The 22,896-nt window shown below is 42.1% G+C and carries 1 protein-coding gene; it reads left to right on the top strand.

Annotated features, from left to right (window positions below; genetic code table 11):
• The first annotated feature begins 201 nt into the window (after positions 1-201).
• Positions 202-22,866: a DUF5776 domain-containing protein gene (locus tag WR164_RS07090; RefSeq protein WP_286136840.1), complete on the top strand. Its 22,665-nt coding sequence runs from the start codon at positions 202-204 to the stop codon at positions 22,864-22,866.
• Positions 22,867-22,896: the final 30 nt, after the last annotated feature.

The following is a 22,896-nucleotide window of genomic DNA, read 5'->3' as shown; positions in this document are numbered from 1 at the left end:
TTTTTTTTAACCATAAAATATGCAATAATATTCTAAAAAGCCATATAATATATTTCTGAATAAAAATGTATTATACTATATAGTTGCATGATGATTAGAATAAACTAACCTTATACACATAATTAGATTATATATAATAAAAAGTAACAGATGTTGCTTAAACATTTGTTATACATATTGAAAGCAGAGGAGGTATTTTTATTGTTATATAATAAAAGACAATTTCATAAGACTGGTGAAAAGAAACGCCTTCGTAAAATCAAGAAAGAATGGGTTACTGTATCCGTTTCTTTATTGACTTTTGGTGGAACCATGATCACTTCTATGAATGGTAAATCATCTCATAGTAAGTCGAAGACAGCCTTAGATGCCAATTTTGAAGCTCACGCTGATGAGGTAAGCCCTACGCATTCGGGATCGTCAACGTCTAGTGCTGCAAGTACAAGCAACAAGAGCAATGCCAGCTCCTCTGCAAGCAGTGACTCGAATGTTTCTAACAGCAACGTTAATCAAGCTCAAACTACCAGTAGTCAAACCACAAACAGTAGTTCTAATCAGGTTAATAGTTCTAGCAGTAGTGATAACCAAGAACAGCCAGCTGCTAAACAAACGAATAGTCAAAATAGTACTGGTTCAACTACTAGCAATACTAACGTTCAAAGTGAGCATTCAACCGGATCATCACAGACTCAATCGAATGGTTCATCAAGTAGTAGTTTAGCAAGTGGAACTGCACAAGCATCTAATAGTAGTGTTGGTACTAAAACGACGCCTAGTGCATCTGCTAACATCGGAGCTACTAATTCCGCTAGTGGCAGTTCGAATGATATTAAACCATCTAGTAATCCTGCATCCAAATTGCTTAAAAAGAATGCTAATGTTACTTTAGCTGGTTCGGGTGCTGTGGATCCTAATGTCGCTAATACAGAACAACTATCTAAAGCTGCAAATAATACTATTTCCAAATTACAAAATAATTCTAATTTAGCAAATGATAAATTCAGGAACTTAAGCAGTGAATACACATATGCAAGTGGTGCTGATTCAATAGCTTCTGCAGAGAGTTATAGTTCTTATGCTTCAATTCATAACGACTACTCATCAATTAAGAGTCAATATAATAATGCTTTGCCGCAATCAAATATTATTACGCAAAATAGTGATACTGCTGACAAAGCTAATAACAATATTAAAACCGCATGGGGTTCAATTAGTGGTGGTTCAGAAAGTGGTAATCAAAATAACGCTGCCGCTCAGGCATATGATACTACCAATACAAATGCTAAATCTATTAATGACGCATCTGATGCTGTAGTAGCAGCATCTAATGCAATTGCAACCGCTAGTTCAGCTGCCAGTGGTGCTTATGATGACTTAAGAAAGTTAGAATACCAACGTGGTGAAAATGAAGCTTGGAACCAAGCTAAATCAGGGACTGCTGTTGGTTCTACTTCAGCTAACGAAGACACCGATTATATGAATGGTTATAACGGCGTATCAGATGCTTACCAAAGCTATTCAGCAGCTACTCAGAGTGTTGCCCAAACTTCACCAAATAGTGCCATGACAAGTATGGAAACTTCAGAATCTGCCTTTAGTGGAAGCTCATTAAGCCAAAATACGATTGATGGAATTTCAACCAATAATTCTGCTTATCAATCTGCATATAATTACTTCTTGGCACACCAAGGTGCTCAAGATGCAGAAAAGGGTAAATGGAACGTTGTTACTAACCAAGGATCTAATGTTAACGGATCTTATGTTCCAGTTACTAATTCATATTCACCACAAGGTAATTCAACTAATGCTTATGATCAAGCATACTTGGGTGCTCAAAATGCCATGAGTAAGCAATTTACTGGTAATACATTTAATAAAGTACCTTGGTATTATTATTCTAATACTGGTAATAATGCTTACCAATATGGATATAATACCACTGTTGATCAAATGAATAATGGAACTGTATTTGTAAGTAATGGTGATCAATTCAATAGTGCACTAGGTGTTAATTATGGGCCATATAATAATATAAATGCTAATGTTAAAAAACTTCAATTTATAAGTGACGCAAACTTTCAAAATGATAAATTTAATGATCGTTACAATGGTGCTGGACAAAACACTTATGGTGTAACAGGTTTTAATGGTCACACGCTAACTGTGGATGGTGGAAATCATATTGTTGATTTCTCAATGGCATCAGTTTCTTTAGATGATTCTTCAATGGGAACAGATGGATCAGATAGTACACTTAATATTCAAAACTTTCATACAATGTATGGTGGAAATTTTTATGGACCAATTAAAATATATGATAGTTCAGGAAATAATCAAACCGATGTTGGTACAATGCATTATAAAAATGTTAACTATATTGGAAATCAATTAATATATATTTCTGGGGTTAATGTAGTTGTTGATAAAGGTTCTCTTAATGTAAGTGGGACTGATTATTATATTAATGGTGGCGGATATTACACCCCATGGAATCCGCAAATATTACAACCAATTTCGGGGAGTACACAAAATAATATTGAATTTACTTATCTACAATCTGTACTTGGTAATTTACGTGTAGCTACTGGTGGAACATATACAGGTTATACGGAAAATTCTTCTAGTATGATATCTTTTGAATCTTCTAATGGTTCAATTATATTGGATTCAGGATCAAATATGATTTTGCACCCTGCCAAAAATTCTGGAACTAATGAATGGGCTAACGGTGCCATTAATATGACTAGTGGGAGTGGCAGTATTTATATTGGTAAAGGAGCTACTTTACTAATTAATCCTACTAATAATAGTACGACTTATTATAATGGGTCCGCAATGGATACTGAAAATGGAATGGCCGAATCATCAATTAATATGTCTGGTGCTAATTCATCAATTAATGTTGATGGTGGTAATTTAATTGTTGATAGTGATGTAAATCCTAATGCTGCATATTCACCAGTTACATTGTCTTCTGGAGCTAACATTAATGTAAATCATAATGGTATTTTTAGTGTACACACTAATGGTCAAATTTATTCCGGATATAATGCTGTCAGTCTATCGGATGGAAATATTAATGTTGAAAATAATAGTACATTTGATGTTGAAGGTAAGAATTTAGGAAGCTTTGCCGGTAATTTAGTTTATGTTAATTCAGGTGGATATGTTAATGTTACCAATAATTCAAATGTTAAATTATTAGCTGATGGAACTGGGAATATTAATTTAATTGATTTATATGGTGCTAAAGGTTTCTTCGTTAATAGTCCAGGTAAACAAAACGTTATCTTTGATTTAAATAGTAATTCTGGAACACAAAGCCGATTTATTGCCGATGGAATATTTAATATTTATTCATCTGCTGTTACTAATTCAGCTTCTACTAATAATGATACTTCATACACACCGCTTTACGAAGCCAGCATGGATTCTAACGGTAATTACGCATATATTACTAATAAACTAACCGTATATAAATTAAATGGAACAAACGTTATCTATGATGGAAACAATGGGACTTTTAATTCTAATTTAACTAATGGTGGAAGCCGTTACTTAAGATTCTTTGATATTCCTAACGTTTCATTTGCCAATAATCCAATTCAAGTTGATAACAATAAGATGTCTGTAAAGGTTAACGTTAGTAACTATGATCCAAATTATAAGGGACCTATTTACATTAAAATCACGAATCCAAATGATGGAAAAACATTTTCTCCTGATGATGGACATAATGGTTACTATACCGATAATTCTCAATTTACAGATTATAACGGTAATACGATTACCAATACTGATACGGATCAATATACTGGAATCATTGATGTTCCAGAAGGGTATCAGAATCGTCAAAACCGTAATTTAACATTTAGTTTTAATTTCCCAACTGGATATAATTTCCCTAATAGTGGTCAAATGGTAATTACAATTCACTACTTAGGTAGCGGTAACCAAATGGCAATTAATCCAAACGGTGATTATACTCGAAATGCTGTTAACTATAACCCTGATAATAATGGAAATATGAATCCAAATCCATCACCAACGCCATTTGATCAAGGAACTAATCAGGCTAACCAATTTTCTAGCATCGCAGGTCGTATTTATCATGACGTTCCAGTCGATAGTGGACAAGCTGCTGCTGCACAAAGTGCTTCTGCTGAAGTAGCTACAGCTTCTAGCAACGCATCCCAATCCTACGCTTCTGTCAACAGTGCGATTGCTGGTTCAATTGCAAGTGCATCAAATCAGATTGGTACTGATAGTAAGGCCGCTGATGCTGCTTATAAAGATGCGGCAGCTCAATCTGGAATTGCTAGTACTGCATCATCTCAAAATGCTGATGACTTTGCTAATAATTCTTCCTATTATAATACCGGTCTAGGCGCAATGAATAAGGCTAATCAAGATGTTACTGCTGCACAAAGTGCGGCTGTCGATGCCGACAGAGAAAGTACCATCATCAGTTCACTTCAAGCCAACCAAGCAAGTGGACAGGCATCAGCTGCTTCAACGGATGCCAGCACGAAGTCAACCGCCGCTAATAATGCATACGGTTTATTGCCTTCTGCTGCGCAGGGTTCAATTGCAGCAACTTCAACGGCAATCAGTGATGAACAACAGGCCGTAAGTGGCTATGCTAGTGATGCTTCAACGCAATCATCAAATGTTGATTCCTATTATAAGGAAGCAGCTAGTACATCTGACTTTGCGACTGCATCTAAGGATGCTAGTTTAGCATCGAATGCAGCACAAAGTGGGATGGCTGACGCAAGTAATGCTGCTAATGCTAATAATCAAATTAATCAGAATGCAATCAATGTTCATTCATACTTGGCAAGTTTCGAGAGTAGTCAAGCAAGTGTTACCAATCAAAGCGCCCAGAATGTAGCTCAATCCATTTCAGATGATTACAAGAGTGCTAATCCAAGTACCCAGGGCTCAATTAGTGCCGATCTACAGTCTATTGCTGGTTATGCTGGTCAAGCTAATAAAGCTGCAAACGACGCACAAAATCAATCAACAGCTGCTAATCAAGCCACAAATCAAGCTGCTTCAACCAATGATCCTAATCAAACGAATGGGTATTTGGCAACCGCATCGACTGCCGCTTCCAATGCTGTCAATGATAATAATAATGTAACGACCGCGAGTGAAGAGATTGATAAATTAGCGATTAATGTTAAACGGATTTTAGCTAGTAGTGCCAGTGTCGATGCCGGTAATTCTAGTTCAGCTGCACAACAAACGGCTCAAACAACGAATTCAATTGCTAGTTCAGCTTCAGAAGCATATAGTAACGAGCCTTCTGACATTCAAAATATAACATCACCTGATTCCAAAGCTGTTGCAGCAGATTCTGCAGCAGCCAATGATGCTGCTCAATCTGCAGCGGCTCAATCGAAGATTGCATCTGATAACGCTGCATCAGCTAATCAGACGACTAATCAAACGTCTGCATCATCGTATGCATTTGCTGCATCCCAAGCAGCTGCTATTGCTGCCACCGACAGTAATAACGCGATTGCGGCTATGAATGATGCTAGTTCACGTGCTACGAACATGTACCACAGTTTCGCAAGCTACTCAAGTTCAGCTGCTAGTACTGCTAGCAATGCCATTGGAACAACTTCTCAAGGTGTTGCTGCCGTTTCTAGTTCAGCTAACGCTGCTTATCAATCGGCTTCACCTGATGTTCAAGAAGCCACCAAAGCTGATTCGGCGGCCGTTAATGCTGATAGTGCCACTGCATATCAAGCATCTCAGAATGCTAATACGGATACTCAGAATGCGGTAACCAATGCTAAACTAGCCAAGGCGGCTAGTGATTATAGTTCCGCATCCCACTATGCCAGCCTTGCATCATCTGCTGCTTCTAACGCTATCGTAGACAGTAATAATGCAGTCGCTGCTAGTAATGATGCCAACGTCCACGCTACGAATATGTACCACAGCTTTGCAAGTAGCTCTAGTTTAACTGCTAAAAATGCCTCTGCTGGTGCTACTCAAGTAGATGGAAATGTAGATTCAATTGCATCTTCTGCTGCACAGGCTTACAGCAATGCACCTGCTGATGTTCAACAGCAGACTAAGCCTGATTCCACAGCTGTTGCTGCAGATTCAGCCACTGCTGATGCTGCTGCTAAAGATGCAATTACCCAGGCTCAAAATGCATCTTCTTATGCTAAATCGGCGATGGATGCATCTGATCCAACGTCTGCATCATCATATGCCTATCTTGCATCTTCGGCTGCTTCCAATGCTGTCACTGACAGTAATAACGCAGTTGCAGCTAGCAATGATGCTAACGTCCACGCTACGAACATGTACCACAGCTATGCTAGTTATGCTAGTTCAACTGCGAATGCTGATTCGACTGCTGCTAAGCAGAATGCTCAGGCTGCTCAAACTGCCAATAATTCTGTTGCGGATGTTTATAAATCTGCAACTTCTGACGTTCAAAATCGGATTTCTGCGGATTCCACGGCAATTAATAATGAGACGACGGCTGCTAATAATGCTTATAACGGTGCGTCATCATATGCATCAATTGCATCTTCAGCCGCTAGTTTAGGTAAATTAACATCTGATCCAGCATCTGCATCATCATATGCTTCTCAAGCATCTTCTGCTGCTACTCAAGCCGCTGCTGATAGTGCTGCCGCAGCTGATGCAATTTCTAAAATTAATAACCATGCAAATAATATTAATAATATCGTTAATCAAAACGCAAAGGGATTAGCAAATCAATATAGTGACGCTGCTAATAAGTATAATGATTCAACTCAACAGTATGCTGGTGACGCTGGAGACATTGCTGCTTCAGCTGCCAAAGCTTATGGTAGTGCTACTCCTAGTGTTCAACAATCGGCTTCTGCAGACTTTTCATCTGTCGAGGCGGGCGCAACTGACGCTGCCAATGCCGCTGCTGATGCTAAACAACAGATTGCTAACGCTGCTGATGCTGTTAACAAGGCTAACCAGACTTCCGATCCAGCTTCAGCCGCTAAGTACGCTGGTATTGCATCAGATGTTGCTGCCAGTGCTTTAGGTGATGAAAATAAGGCTCAAACTGCTGATAATAGTGTTAGATCACATGCTGCTAACATGGATCATATCTTTGCTAACAACGCGAGTTCTAATGCTGGTAATTATTCAGCTGCCGCTGCTCAGACTGCCCAGAATACTCAGAACGTTTCAGCTGCTGCTAATAACGTTTATCAATCGGCAACGTCTAGTATGCAGAATGTTACTAGTTCAGATTCTAGTGGCCTTAACACTGCGACAAATCAAGCTAATAACTATGCAAACCTTGCAAATCAACATTCAACTGCTGCTGCTGGTTATGCCCAACAAGCAAATGCAACTAGTGATCCTAACAGTGCAGCTAAATACGCTAATTTAGCATCTGATGCAGCGGGACAAGCTTCTAATGATAACGATGCTGCCACCGCTGCTAGCAAAACTGCTGACAGTTATGCAACTAACATGTACCATAGCTTTGCAAGTAACGATAGTTCTGTTGCTAATAATGCCAATAATTCAACAGGTTTAGCATCACAGGGGATTACTTCTGTTTCTAGCGCTGCAAGTGCAGTTTATCAATCAGCTTCATCTGATATGCAGGGAGTAACTAAAATTGATTCCTTGGCAATTGGACAAGATAGTACAACTGCTACTACGGCTGCTAATGATGCTGCTAATCAAACGGCAGCTGCATTGAAAAATGCCGCATTGGCTGCACAAACTAGTGATCGAAGTTCTGCAGCATACTATGCTGGACTTGCTTCTGCTGCTGCTTCCAATGCTGTAGCTGATAATAATACGGCAGTCGCTGCTAGTAATGATGCCAATACTCGCGCTGCGAACATGTACCACAGTTTTGCAAGTAATTATAGTTCAGCCGCTAGTGCTGCTTCTGGTTCTGCTAATCAGACGGATCAAAGTCTTGATTCAATTGCATCTTCCGCTGCACAAGCTTACAGTAGTGCAACTTCAGATGTTCAAGCAGAGACTCAGTTGGATTCCAAAGCGGTTGCACAAGCTTCAGCAGCTGCTGATAATGCTGCTAAACAAGCCACTGCCCAAGCTCAAATTGCATCTGACAATGCTAAATCTGCCAGTGATGCAACTGATCCAGGGACTGCTTCATCGTACGCTTCCAAAGCTTCTGCAGCCGCTGCTCAAGCGGAAGCATATAATAATGACGTGAACAATGATAATCAGACGGTCGCACAGCATGCTACTAATATGTACCATAGTTACGCTAGTTATGCTAGTTCAGCTGCAGGGACATATTCTAATGCTGCAAAGACAAATGCTCAAGATGCGCAAACTGCTAATAATTCCATTGCTGACATTTATAAGTCCGCTAATTCAGATGTTCAAAATGAAATGAGTGCTGATTCCGATGCAATCAATACTCAAAATATTATTGCAGGTAATGCTGCGAAAGATGCATCGAATCAAGCACAGAATGCATCTACCGCTGCTAGTTTAGGACAATTAGCAACTGATCCAGCATCTGCATCGTCCTATGCATCCACTGCTTCTTCGGATGCTTCTAATGCCGCCGCTGATAGTACTGCAGCTGCTGCAGCAATTTCTAATATCAATAAACATGTAAATAATATTAATAATATTCGTAATCAAAATGCCCAGGGATTAGCTAATCAATATAGTGACGCTGCTAAAAAGTATAATGATTCGACTCAACAGTATGCTGGTGATGCTTCTGCTGTTGCCGCTTCTGCTTCTGCAGCTTACGCTAGTGCTAATTCTGATGTTCAACAATCTGCCGCTCAAGATTCTTCAGCTGTCTCTGCGGGTTCAACCGCCGCTAAAAACGCTGCTGCTGATGCTAAACAACAGGTTGCTAGTGCTACCGATTATGTCAATAAGGCTAATCAAACTTCTGATCCTGCATCGGCTGTTAAGTATGCCGGGCTTGCATCGGACGCTGCTGCTAGTGCTTCAGATGATGAAACTAAGGCCCAAAATGCCGATAATAGCGTTAGATCACATGCTGCTAATATGTACCATATTTTTGCTAACCATGCGAGTTCAACTGCTGATGATGCTTCGAATGCTTCTAGTTTGAATGCTTCAAGTGCTAATGATGTCTCTAATTCAGCAAATACTGCTTATCATGCAGCTACTCCAGTTCTTCAGAATGAAACTAGTGCTGATTCATCAGCTGTCAGTTCTGCTGCCAGTGCTGCTAATAGTTATGCTAGCCTTGCTTCAGAACAGGCTTCAAGTGCTGATGGATACGCTCAACAGGCCAATGCAACTAGTGATCCGAACAGTGCTTCCCAGTATGCTAAATTAGCATCGGATGCAGCACAACAAGCTGCAGATGATAGTAATAATGCCTCTGCCGAAAGTGCGACTGCTGACCAACACGCTGCTAATATGTATCATAGTTACGCTAGTTATGCTAATTCAGCAACCAATACTGCTTCGGCTGCTGCAACCCAAGCTGCTAATAATGCCGATACAACTAATAATTCAGTTGCAAATGCTTATAAATCAGCACCATCTGATGTTCAATCATCAATGGCTGCCGATTCAACGGCTATCAACAATGATGCTAATAAAGCGGATGCTGCCGCTAGGGATGCCCTTCAGCAGTCCCAGAATGCTTCAAATGCTACCGCTTCTGCCAGTGCTGCAACTGATCCAAGGATTGCATCGTCGTATGCTTCTCAAGCATCAGATGCCGCTGCCAAAGCCGCCGCTGATAACAAGAACGCAACGGATGCTAATAACGATATGGTTCAGCATACTGCTAATGTTCACAAGATTTTTGATCAGCATGCGAAGGGTCAGGCTAATCAGTATGGAACTGCTGCTAAGAATTATGGGGATGCCGCTGCCGCTGCTAACAAGGATGCTTCAACCGTGGCTTCATCAGCTGCCGCTGCTTATAGTAACGCTACTTCTGATGTTCAAACGGCCACTAGTTCTGATTCATACATTGTAAGTTCCTACGCTGCCACTGCTTCAACTGCTGCTCAGGATGCTGCTAATCAAGTTACAGCAGCTTCTGATGCAGTCAAATCAGCTAACGGAACCTCGGATGATTCATCGGCTGCTAAATACGCTGCTGCGGCTTCAACTGCCGCCGCAAATGTTTCAAATGATAATGCAACTATTCAACAAGCTGATAGTATCGTCGATCAGCACGCTGCCTATATGGATCACAGTTTTGCTAGCTATGCTAGTTCGAGTGCTGATACAGCTTCGAGTGCTGCTAGTGATACTGCGGGAAGTGCCACATCAGTTTCAAATGCTGCTAACACTGTTTATAAATCATCAGTTCCAGAAGTTCAAAATGCTGCAAGTGCTGATTCTCAAGCTGTGACTGACGCTGAATCATCAGCAAATGATGATGCTCAATCTGCTTCTGATCAGGCTGCGAGTGCTAGAAATTATACTCAGCAAGCTAAACAGGCTAGTGATCCCAATAATGCTGCTCACTATGCTAGTTTGGCATCGGATGCCGCATCGAGTGCTGCTACTTATAATACGAATGCATCAGATGAATTTAGTATTGAACAACAGCATGCTGCTAACATGTACCATATCTTTGGTAGCAAAGCTAGTTCAGTTGCTGATAGTGCAACCACCGCTGCAACTGGTGGTGCCCAACAGGCAACTAAGACTGATGATTCTGTCTCTGATGCTTATGCTACTGCTCCATCTGATGTTCAACATTTGATTAGTTCTGATTCTAACGTTATTAAAGAAGCTGCCGCTGCTGCTCGATCTGCTGCTAATGATGCCACAGCTGCCGCTGCAGATGCTAATAAATATGCAAAATCAGGGAATGCGACAATGGATCAAAGTCTTGCTGCAGAGAAAGCAAATGAAGCTTCAGCTGCTGCTGCAAAGGCAGTTTCCGATAATGAAATTGTTCAAAAAGCTAACGCTGATATTAATCAGAAGGTCGCAAGCATTCACTATGCATTTGGAAGGCATGATGCTGAAAAAGCGCATGGATATAATGATTCTGCTCAAGCTGATAATACGGATGCGCAGAAGTATGCTAAAGATGCTTCTACCATTGCCGATTCGGCAGCAAATGCATATAGTAGTGCCACTCCTGCAGTTCAAAAATCTGCTGCTCAAGATGAGGCTGCTGTTAAAGCGGGTGCAACTGATGCCACAAATGCTGCAAACGCTGCCGCCAATCAAGCTGCCAGTGCTGCTAAGTATGCCGGTCTAGCGGATGCAACTTCAGATGATTCACAAGCATCTGACTATGCAACCAGTGCATCGGATGCTGCTGCTAGTGCTTCAGCTGATAGGGACGCAGCTAGTACTGCTGATAGCGGTGTTAGATCTCATGCTGCCAATATGGATCATATCTTCGCTAACCATGCTAGTTCAGTTGCTGATGATGCTTCGAACGCTTCTAGTTCGAATGCTTCAAGTGCTAATGATGTTGCTGATTCAGCGAATACCGCTTATCATTCGGCTACCCCAGAGCTTCAAAAGGAAACTTATTCCGATTCGTCAGATGTAAGTTCAGCTGCCAGTGCTGCTAATAGTTATGCAAGTCTTGCCTCAGAACAAGCTTCAAGTGCTAATGGATATGCTAAACAGGCGAATGCAATTACTGATCCGAATAGTGCTGCTCAATATGCTAGTTTAGCATCAGATGCTGCTTCAAAGGCCATCAATGATAGTAATAATGCTGCTGCTGAAAGTGCGACTGCTGATCAACACGCTGCTAATATGTACCATAGTTATGCTAACGATGCTAGTTCATCAGCGAATACTGCTTCGGCTGCTACAAATCAAGCTGCTAATGATGCCGATACAACCAATCGGTCAGTTGCTGATGCTTATAAGTCTGCTACATCTGATGTTCAATCATCAATGGCAGCCGATTCAACCGCTGTCAATAATGATGCTGCTAAAGCAGATGCTGCCACTAAAGATGCCTTTCAACAATCTAAAAATGCTTCGAATGCCGCTGCTTCTGCTAATTCAGCAACTGATCCAAGGGTTGCATCATCATATGCTGCTCAGGCATCCAATGCTGCTGCTCAAGCTGCTGCTGATAATGTTGCTGCTGGGAATGCCAATAATGATATTGCCCAGCATACCGCTAATATTCATAAGATTTTTGATCAGCATGCGAAGGGTCAGGCTAACCAGTATGGAACTAACGCTAAGAATTATGAAAACGCAGCCACTACTGCTAATCAGGATGCTTCAACTGTGGCTTCATCAGCTGCCACAGCTTATAATAGTGCTACTTCTGATGTTCAAACGGCCACTAGTTCTGATTCATACATTGTTAGCTCATACGCAGCCACTGCTAGTGCCGCTGCTAAAGATGCCGTTAATCAAGCTGCATCAACTGCTGATGCAGTAAAATTAGCTAATGCAACTTCAGATGATTCATCGGCCGCTAAGTATGCTGCTGCGACTTCAACTGCTGCTGCAAATGTTTCAAATGATAATGCAACTATTCAACAGGCTGATAGTATCGTCGATCAGCACGCTGCCTACATGGATCACAGCTTTGCTAGCTATGCTAGTTCGAGTGCTGATACAGCTTCAAGTGCCGCTAGTGATACAGCTTCAAGTGCCACATCTGTTTCAAATGCGGTTAACGCATCTTATCATTCTGCAACGTCTGATGTTCAGTACGCTACTAATATGGATTCATCAGCTGTCAGTTCAGCTGCATCTGAGGCCAATAGTTATTCCAGTCTCGCATCTGAACAAGCTTCAAGTGCTAGAGATTATACTCAACAGGCTCAACAAAATAGTAATCCAGGTAGTGCTGCTCATTTTGCTAGTTTAGCATCGGATGCTGCATCAAGTGCTGCTTACTACAATTCTAAAGTATCAGATGATTTCGATACTGAAAACCAGCATGCTGCTAACATGTACCATAGTTTTGGTAGTTACGCTAGTTCATCAGCTAATACTGCTTCAGGTGCTGCAACTCAAGCTGCACAAAATGCCACTACGGCTAACAATTCGGTCGCCAATGAATACAAGAGTGCACCAGCGGATGTTCAGGATTCCATGAATGCTGATTCAACTGCCGTTAAGACGGCAGCGGGAGTTGCTAATAACGCCGCTAATGATGCCGTTCATGAAGCTCAGCTTGCATCAACAGCTGCTAGTTTAGGAAATGACGCAACTGATCCAAATATGGCATCGTCATATGCAAATCAAGCATCGGATGCTGCTGCTAAAGCTGCTGCTGATAATACCACGGCTGCCACTGCTAATGCAGATATTAATAAACACCTTGCCAATATTCAGCAAACATTTAATCAACATGCTAAGGGTCAGGCTAATCAGTATGAAGATTCTGCTAAGGACTATAATGATTCCGCTCAAGCATACGCTAAGGATGCTTCAGCAGTCGCTTCATCAGTTGCTACTGCCTACAGTAGTGCAACGTCTGATGTTCAAACATCAGCATATTCAGATTCATCATACGTTAGTTCAGCTGAAACAACCGCTAGTTCTGCAGCCAGTGATGCGGTTAACCAATTAAAAGCCGCTTCAGACGCTGTCGTTAGTGCTAATAATACTTCTGATGCCAAGTTAGCATCCCAGTATGCAGATACCGCCTCAACCGCAGCTCAAAGTGCATCGATTGATAACAGTAATGCGAGTGTTGCTGATAGTATTGTTGATCAGCACGCTGTAAATGTTGATCGAATCTTTGCTAATCATTACAGTTCTAACGCCGATAATGCTTCAAAGGCCGCTGTTCAAAATGTTCAAAGTGCTAATTCAATTTCCAATGCTGCCAGCGCTGCTTATCAATCGGAAACACCTGACGTTCAGAATGCTACTAGTTCAGATTCAAATACCGTTAGTTCAGCTGCTTCGACCGTTCGAAGTGAAGCTGCAATTGCATCAAAGCAAGCATCGAGTGCTGATGCATTCGCTAATCAGGCTAAACAGACTAGTGATCCAGATCAAGCTGCTAAATATGCACAGAGTGCTTCTGAAGCTGCATCGAATGCAATCGATGCTAATAATGGTGCAGCCAATGCACTATCAACTGAAAATCAGCATGCTGCTAACATGTACCATCGTTTTGCAAGCTACTCTAGTATGATGGCAAGTGGATATAGAGATAGTGCTAATGGTTCTGCTCAGCAAGCTACAACGGTATCCAATTCCGCTACGAATGTTTATAATGCCGCTCCGTCTGACGTCCAGAACATGGCTAGTTCCGATTCAGCTGCACTTGGTTTAAAGGCTACACTTGCTAACCATGATGCTCAAACCGCAGATCAATATGCTTCGAATGCCTCATCTGATGCTAGTTATGCGATTGCAGCTACCGATCCTAATAGTGCATCATCATACGCTGCTGAAGCTTCAACTGCCACTTCGAATGCTTTAACGTATAATAAATTAGTATCGAGTGCTGCTTCGGATGCCAATTCATTTGCCGCTAATATGAATCACATCTTTGCTAATCATGATAGTGCAGCTGCTAATGGATATAGTTCCGCAATTAATCAAATTAATAAATCAGCATCGTCAATGGCTACTTCTGTAAGTGATGCCTACAGCAATGCGCCATCTGATATTCAATCTGAAATCAGTTCCGCCGCTGCAGTTGTCAGTTCCGCTGCTTCAAAAATTGCCGTTAAATCTCAAGATGCCAATCAACAATCATATCTAGCATCATCAAATGCTAATTTAGCAGGACAATCAATTGATGAAGGAACGACCGCATCGTATGCTCAAAGTGCAGCTGCTGCCGCATCAACTGCTTCAGATGATAGTTCCGATGTTGCTGACCTTAATAACCAAGAAAGAAAAAATGCTACAATTATTAATCATATCTTTGCTAGCCGTGCTAGTTCAAATGCAGATGTTGCTTCAACTGCTACTAGTACAACAGCTCAGAGTGCTAGTGATATTGCTGATTCAGCCAATGCCGCATATCAATCAGCTACGCCTGAAATGCAAAAAATTACTAGTGCTGATTCATCAGCCGTTAGTTCTGCTGCTTCAGACGCTAACAGTGCCGCTTCGGATGCATCTGAACAAGCTGCAAGTGCCCGAGGGTATGCTCAGCAAGCTAAACAGGCTAGTGATCCAGATACTGCTGCTAAGCTAGCTGGTGAGGCATCAACCGCGGCATCTAATGCTGCTTCAGATAGCCTTACTGCTCAAAATGATAGTATTGCAGCTGATCAACACGCTGCTAATATGTACCATCGTTACGCTAGTTATGCTAGTTCATCAGCAAATACCGCTTCGACTGCTGCAACCCAAGCAGCTAATAACGCTGATACAACTAATAAGTCAGTTGCTGATGCATATAAGTCCGCACCATCTGCTGTTCAGTCTTCAATGGCTGCTGATTCAACGGCTATCAATAATGATGCTGCTAAAGCGGATGCTGCTGCTAAGGATGCTTTTCAGCAGTCCAAGAATGCTTCGGACGCCGCTGCTTCTGCTAGTTCAGTGACTGATCCAAGGGTTGCATCATCGTATGCTTCTCAAGCATCGGATGCCGCTGCCAAAGCCGCCGCTGATAACAAGACCGCCACGGATGCCAATAATGATATGGCTCAGCATACTGATAATATCCATAAGATTTTTGATCAGCATGCGAAGGGCCAGGCTAACCAGTATGGAACTACTGCTAAGAATTATGGAGACGCTGCTGCCACTGCTAATAAGGATGCCGCATCGGTTGCCGCTTCGGCTGCTACTGCTTATAGTAGTGCCACGTCCGATGTTCAATCTGCCACCAGTTCTGATTCATCCGAAGTGAGTTCATACGCTGCGATTGCTAAGGCAGCCGCTCAGGATGCCGCCAATCAATCCGCATCAGCCGCTGATGCAGTTAAATCAGCTAATGAAACTTCAGATGATTCATCGGCTGCCAAGTATGCTGCGGAGGCTTCAGACGCTGCCGCAAGTGCTTCAAATGATAATGTTGCCGTTCAAAATGCTGATAGTATCGTGGATCAGCATGCTGCCTACATGGATCATAGCTTCGCTAGCTATGCTAGTTCGAGTGCGGATACGGCTTCAAGTGCTGCTAGCCAGACTGCTGGAAGTGCTACTAACACTTCTAATTCAGCAAGTACAGAGTACGGATCATCTCCACAGGATGTTCAAAATGCCGCTAGACCTGATTCTAAAGCTATTGATACAGCTGAAGCAGCAGCAAATGCCGATGCAAAATCAGCATCTGACCAGGCCGTCAGTGCTAGGGGTTATGCTCAACAAGCTCAACAAAATAGTAACCCAGATAGTGCTGCTCACTTTGCTAGCTTAGCATCAGATGCCGCATCGAGTGCTGCTGATTATAATGCCAGTGCATCGGATGAAAATGACATTGTTAACCAACATGCTGCTAACATGGATCACATCTTTGCCAGTCACTTTAGTTCAGTTGCTAGTGATGCATCAAGTGCTACTAGTTTAACGGCTCAGAGTGCTATAGCAACATCTAATTCTGTATCAACTGCTTATGATTCAGCACCAGCTAACGTTCAAAATGAAATTAGTGCTGATTCAAATGCAATCAATAATGAAGCTAATACTGCTACTAGTGCCGCTCAGGATGCTTCTTCAGAAAATCAATCCGCATCCTCAGCTGCCGATTTAGCTAAAAAGACGAATGATCCTAGTTCTGCTGCTGAGTTTACTAAACAAGCTTCATCTGCTGCATCACAGGCTACTTTAGACAGTACCATTGCCAAGACAGCTAACGATAAAATTAATCAATATGCAAATAATATTAACCATGCCTTTGCACAGCATGCCAAAGGTCAAATTAGTGGATTTAATACTTCAGCTCAAAATTATAGTGCCACAGCGAGTGCTGATGCTCAAAATGCTTCATCGGTAGCTAGTTCCGCTAACTCTGCATATAATGCGACAACGGATGGCGTCGAAAGTGCCACTAGTTTGGATTCATCATACGTCAGCTATAACTCATCGGTTGCCAATTCAGCTGCTTTAGATGCACATAATCAAGTAGCTACCACTTCGACAGCCGTTAGTGAGGCTAACCAAACCTCTGATGCTAAGTTAGCTTCTGAATATGCTAAAACAGCATCAGAAGCTGCCGCAAGCGCTAAAGCGGATGATTCAACTGCTAGTTCTGCTGATGCAAGTGTTAATAAACATGCTGCCTATATGGATCATAGCTTTGGGAGCTTTGCTAGTTCTAATGCAAGCAATGCCTATACAGCTGCTAATCAGACCCAAAAGGGTGCATCATCAAACGCTAGTTCAGTTGCGATTGCTTACGGAAGTGCAACCTCTGACGTTCAAAAATTAGCTAGTTCTGATGCTGCCGCCGTTAGTTCTGCATATACTAATGTTTCAAACGCTACTAAGTCAGCTTCTGATCAAGCTGCAAGTGCATCTTCATATGCAAATGACGGTTACAGAACTAATGATCCAGATAAAGCTGCCCACTTTGCTAGCTTAGCATCGGATGCCGCATCAAGTGCCGCTACTTATAATACCGATGCAGCAAATGCTAATGTAATTGTTAATCAGCATACAGCAAAGGTAAATCAAATCTTTGCTAATCATGCTAGTTCTGCCGCTAGTGACTATGCTGGTTCAGCTGCTCAAACTGTTCAAAGGGTCAATTCAATTGCTAGTTCGGCTGCGACAGCCTATAACAACTCTACACCAGATATTCAGAAAGCAACTAGTTCTGATTCAACTGTCGTTAACTTTGAATCTGGGGTTGCTAATAATGCCGCTAATAATGCTGCTGATCAATCTGACGTTGCAGCATTGGATGCAAAACAAGCAGCACAAAATCAAGATCCAAACACTACGTCTTCTTATGCTGCTGGTGCATCCCAGGCTGCATCTAACGCTGAGACATATTACAAATTAGCATCCAGTGCGGAAGTACAAGAAGAAATTCATGCCGCCAATATGAACCATGTTTACGCTAACCATGCTAGTGAAATGGCAAGTGGTTATAATGGTGCCACTAGTAAGATTGCTAAATTTGCAAATGCAGCTTCTAGTTCAGCTAATGATGCCTACAATGCAGCATCACCAGCTGTTCAAGGAACCGTAAATTCTGATTCTGCTGCATTGAAAGCTGCAACTGACGCTATTAACGCTGCTTCTAAAGATGCATCTAGTCAAAATGCTATTGCAGCAACGAATGCCAATGATGCCGACCGGGCAATTAGTGCGGATGTCAGTTCTTCGTATGCTGCTAACGCTGCTCAAGCGGCTGCTAAAGCTTTGGCTGATAATAATACTGCAGCTAAAGAAGCCACCAATGTTAATCAGCATGCGGCCAATATGTACCATGTATTTGGGAGTGCTGCTAGCGTTACTGCTTATGATGATAGTGTGGCTGCTAGCAAGGCAGCTCAAAGGGCAACCACCATTAATGGTTCGGTTGCTAATGCCTATGCTAGTGCAACCTCTGATGTTCAAAAGTCAATTTATGCTGATTCAAATGCCATTAGCGATGCCACCAATTCTGCTACTAGTGCTGCTCAGGATGCCTCATCAGAAGCATCGATTGCATCAGCAGCTGCGAGTGATGGCGCTAATGCCACTGATCAAAGTTCCGCTAGTTCATACGCATCAACTGCATCATCAGCTGCTTCGCAGGCTGCCTTAGATAGTTCGGCCGCATCAAGTGCAAACGTAACGATTGATCAGCATACATTTAACATTCACTATGCATTTGCACAACATGCTAAGGGTCAAGCAAGTAAGTTCAGTTCATCTGCAAATGATTACAAGATTGCTGCTGATAAAGCTGCCCAAGATGCATCCGCAATTGCTAGTTCGGCTAATACTGCTTATGATAGTGCTGTTCCGGCTGTACAAGCATCAGCCAGTGCAGATTCATCCGCCGTTAGTTCCGCTGCTCAAGCTGCAAGTGATGCCGCTCAGGACGCTTCCAAACAATCATCGATTGCATCGACTGCGGTTAGTGACGCTAACGAAACTTCAGATGATATATTAGCATCCAAGTATGCTGGTACCGCATCTGATGCTGCTGCTAAAGCATTAACTGATAGTACCAATGCTGCTAATGATGATAATATTGTAAAGTCACATGCTGCTAACATGGATCATATCTTTGCTAACCATGCTAGTTTCAATGCCAACAATGCATCTGATGCTGCTAAACAAACGGCAGATTCAGCCACTGGTCTTTCTAATTCAGCGAGTGCTGCTTATCAATCAGCAACGCCTGATGTTAAGAATGCCGTTAGTGCTGATTCATCCGCTGTTAATTCTGCCGCTTCCAATGCCAACCTTGCTAATCAAGAAGCAGCTGAACAAGCATCAAGTGCTGATTCATATGCTAAACTTGCTAATCAGACTAATGATCCAAATCAAGCCGCAACTTATAAGGATAATGCTTCAACCGCCGCATCAAAGGCAGCGGTTGATAACCAGAATGCATCTGATGCAATTTCAATGGAAAATCAGCATGCTGCCAATATGAACCATAGTTTCGGTAGCTACGCTAGTTCGGTTGCAAGTGATGCAAATGTATCCGCTGATCAGGGTGCTCAACAAGCATCTAGGGTTGCCAATTCGGTATCGGGGGCATATCAAAATGCACCGTCTGATGTTCAAAGTGCAACTAGTTCTGATGCAGCTGCTGTTAGTACCGCCGCTTCATTAGCAAGTGACGATGCTGACGATGCATATAAACAATCCAGGATTGCATCTGATGCTGTTGTTGCCGGTAATCAGGCTAATGATCCGGGGCAAACTGATTCATATGCTAAGACTGCATCTGATGCTGCTGCAAAAGCTAAGATAGATGATCAAAAGATTGCAGATGAAAATAGTAAGATTAATCAAAATGTTGCTAACATTCACCATGCTTTCTATAATCATGCTAGTGCTGAAACCAATCGTTACAGTGCTGCTGCTGATACTGCAAACAATTCAGCAAATCAAGCTGCTAAGGCTGCATCAACAGTATCCTCGTCTGCTAACGCTGCATATCAATCTGCGGCACCGGATGTTAAGGTCGCAACTAGTGCTGATTCATCCGCCGTTAGTTCAGCAACCTCGGATGCTGATAGTTATGCCGCTGATGCTACTAAGCAATCAGATATTGCTGCAGCCGCAGTTAAGGCCGTTAAACAAACTTCTGATGATTCATTAGCATCAGGGTATGCAAAGACTGCATCCGAAGCCGCATCAAAGGCTGCTGATGACGAAGCTTCAGCAGCTAATGCCAATAGCAATGCTAGCCTACATGCTGCCAACATGGATCACAGTTTTGCCAGTCACGCTAGTTCAAACGCTAGTGATGCTTCAAGGTTAGCTGAACAAACGAATCAGGATGCATCTAAACTTGCTAGTTCAGCCAATCAAGCTTATGCTTCAGCAATTTCTGATGTTAGAAACGCTACTAAGGCCGATTCAAGTGCTGTTAATTCAGCCTCAACTGCTGCAAATAGCTATGCAGCGGATGCATCTAAACAATCATCGATTGCTTCATTAAATGCAAGTGAGGCCCAGAAGACAGACAATCCAAGCTTAGCCGCATCGTATGCTCAGAACGCATCAAATGCTGCATCACAAGCTGCCTTAGATAGTAATAATGCATCGGACGAAAATGCTACTGAGAAACAACATGCCGCTAACATGGATCACACATTTGCTAGCCACGCTAGTTCGAATGCAAGTGATGCTAACCAAACTGCTAGTCTAGGTGCTCAACAGGCATCATCAATTGCTAACTCGGTAACAAGTGCTTATAATTCAGCTACCCCCGATGTGAAGAAAGCAATTAGTGCTGATTCATCAGCAATCAGTTCTGCTGCATCGGTTGCTGAGAGTGCTCATAATGATGCATCTAAACAATCATCAATTGCATCATCAGCTGCTAGTGCTGGTAAACTAACTAATGATCCAAGCCAAGCTGCTTCATATGCTAATACAGCATCAGCCGCTGCATCACAAGCCGCTGCAGATAACAGTACTGCTGCAAATGCTAATAAGGATATCGCAAGTCATACTGCCAATGTCCACCATGCATTTGATCAACATGCTAATGCTGAAGCTGATAAATTCAGTACTGCAGCTAATAGCTATGGTGCATTAACTAATAAGGCTGCACAGGATGCAACATCCATTGCTCAATCTGCCGCAAGTGCTTACCATAGTGCAACGCCAGATGTTCAGAGTGCTGCTAGATTGGATTCATCCGCCGTTAGCTCTGCTGCATCAACTGCAACGAGTGCTGCTAAAGATGCTGATAAACAAATATCAATTGCATCAACCGCAGTCAGTCAAGCTAAATTGACTTCTGACGATTTATTGGCATCTGAATATGCTAAAGCAGCATCAACTGCTGCTAGTCAAGCATCTGATGATAATAATGTGGCAGAAAATGCTGATAGAGTCGTATCTCAACACGCTGCCAATATGGATCACAGTTTCGCAAGCCATGCTAACTCAGTTGCCGCCGGTTATAATTCAGCTGCTAGTCAAACGGCTCAACAGATTTCATCAGTTGCTAATTCAGTCAACAGTGCATACAAATCTGCTGATGATGAAGCCAAGAGTGTGGTTAGTTCAAACTCTAAGGCTGTTAGTTCCGCTGCATCTGCTGCCAACAGTGCCGCTCATGCCGTTTCTGAACAAGCATCCATTGCTTCATCGGCAACGAGTGAAGGTTACAAGACAAATAATCCGAACTCAGCCGCATCATACGCAGAAATTGCATCTAAAGCTGCATCTGCTGCTTCAAGTGAAAGCGTCGTTCTTTCAAATGAAAATTCTCAAGTTAACAGTAACGCTGCTAAATTCAAGAATTCATTAGAATCCGAAGAAGCTGCCGAAGCTGCTGCTGCTAACCAGCCACAGGTTGATGATCATGCTGAAGAAAATGGTGCCAAGAGCTACCATGTTGGTGAACCATTTGATCCAAATCCACTGAATGGTAAGAGTGAAGACTATACCAATCGCTACATCAAGGGTTACCAAGATGCCAAGGATGGTTTCCATGATGCCATTAACAGTGTTCCAGAACCAACGAATCCAAGTGTTGGATATGACATTGGATACCAGGATGGTAAACAATATCTATCCGGTCTCCAAGATGCCGGCAATAACATGCCAAAGGCTCGTCGTTCATTGAACGATTATAACTATAATTATGGTTATAACGCCTATGAAGATGGTCATAAGCATGGGATGATGAACCAATCTCAATCAACGGTTAATAATCTATTGAATGGTAAGTCTGATGCTTATAAGAAGGCTTACTTGCAAGGTTACCAAGCTGGTAAGATCCAGTACCGCAACGACCGCAAAGCAGGATCTGCTTTAGGTCACAAGATTGGGATGGGTTACTTTGGCCAGCCAAATCTAATTGGTAAGTCATCAGTATTCGTTCATTACTATGACAAGGCCTACCGTGCTGCTCGTGCTAAGTTCCCACTCTATGTTTACGGAAGTGCTAATATCTATAAACACAGTCAGTACTACTTTAATGACGAAAACTTGATTCGTGAATACAAGAAAGAACCAAGAAATCGCGCTAAGGTATTCAAAGTCATTGGAATTATTAGAACGAAAGCCGGTCACATCAGATACCGCTTAGCTAATGGTGGTTTCATCAATGCTAACGATACCCATGATGCATACTACCGTCCAAAGTCACATGCTAAACAGGTTCGTGTCATTCGTGATACTGGGATTTGGGTCCACTCAAGCAAGAAATTCTCAGAACATGATGTTGTTCATGAACTTAGAAAGGGTGCCAAAGTAAGAATTGTGAAGACAATTAAGTACTATGGCATTACCAGATTTGTATTGAGTGATGGTAGTTATATCACTAGTAATAAGACTTTCGTTAAGAAGATTAAATAATAAACTAAAAAATGCTGGGTAATTTTACCC

This window comes from Philodulcilactobacillus myokonensis (assembly GCF_027923585.1).
In the GTDB taxonomy this organism is placed as follows: Bacteria; Bacillota; Bacilli; order Lactobacillales; family Lactobacillaceae; genus Philodulcilactobacillus; species Philodulcilactobacillus myokonensis.
Note: the sequence above shows the minus strand (reverse complement) of the source record. Positions and strands in the feature narration are given on the sequence as shown.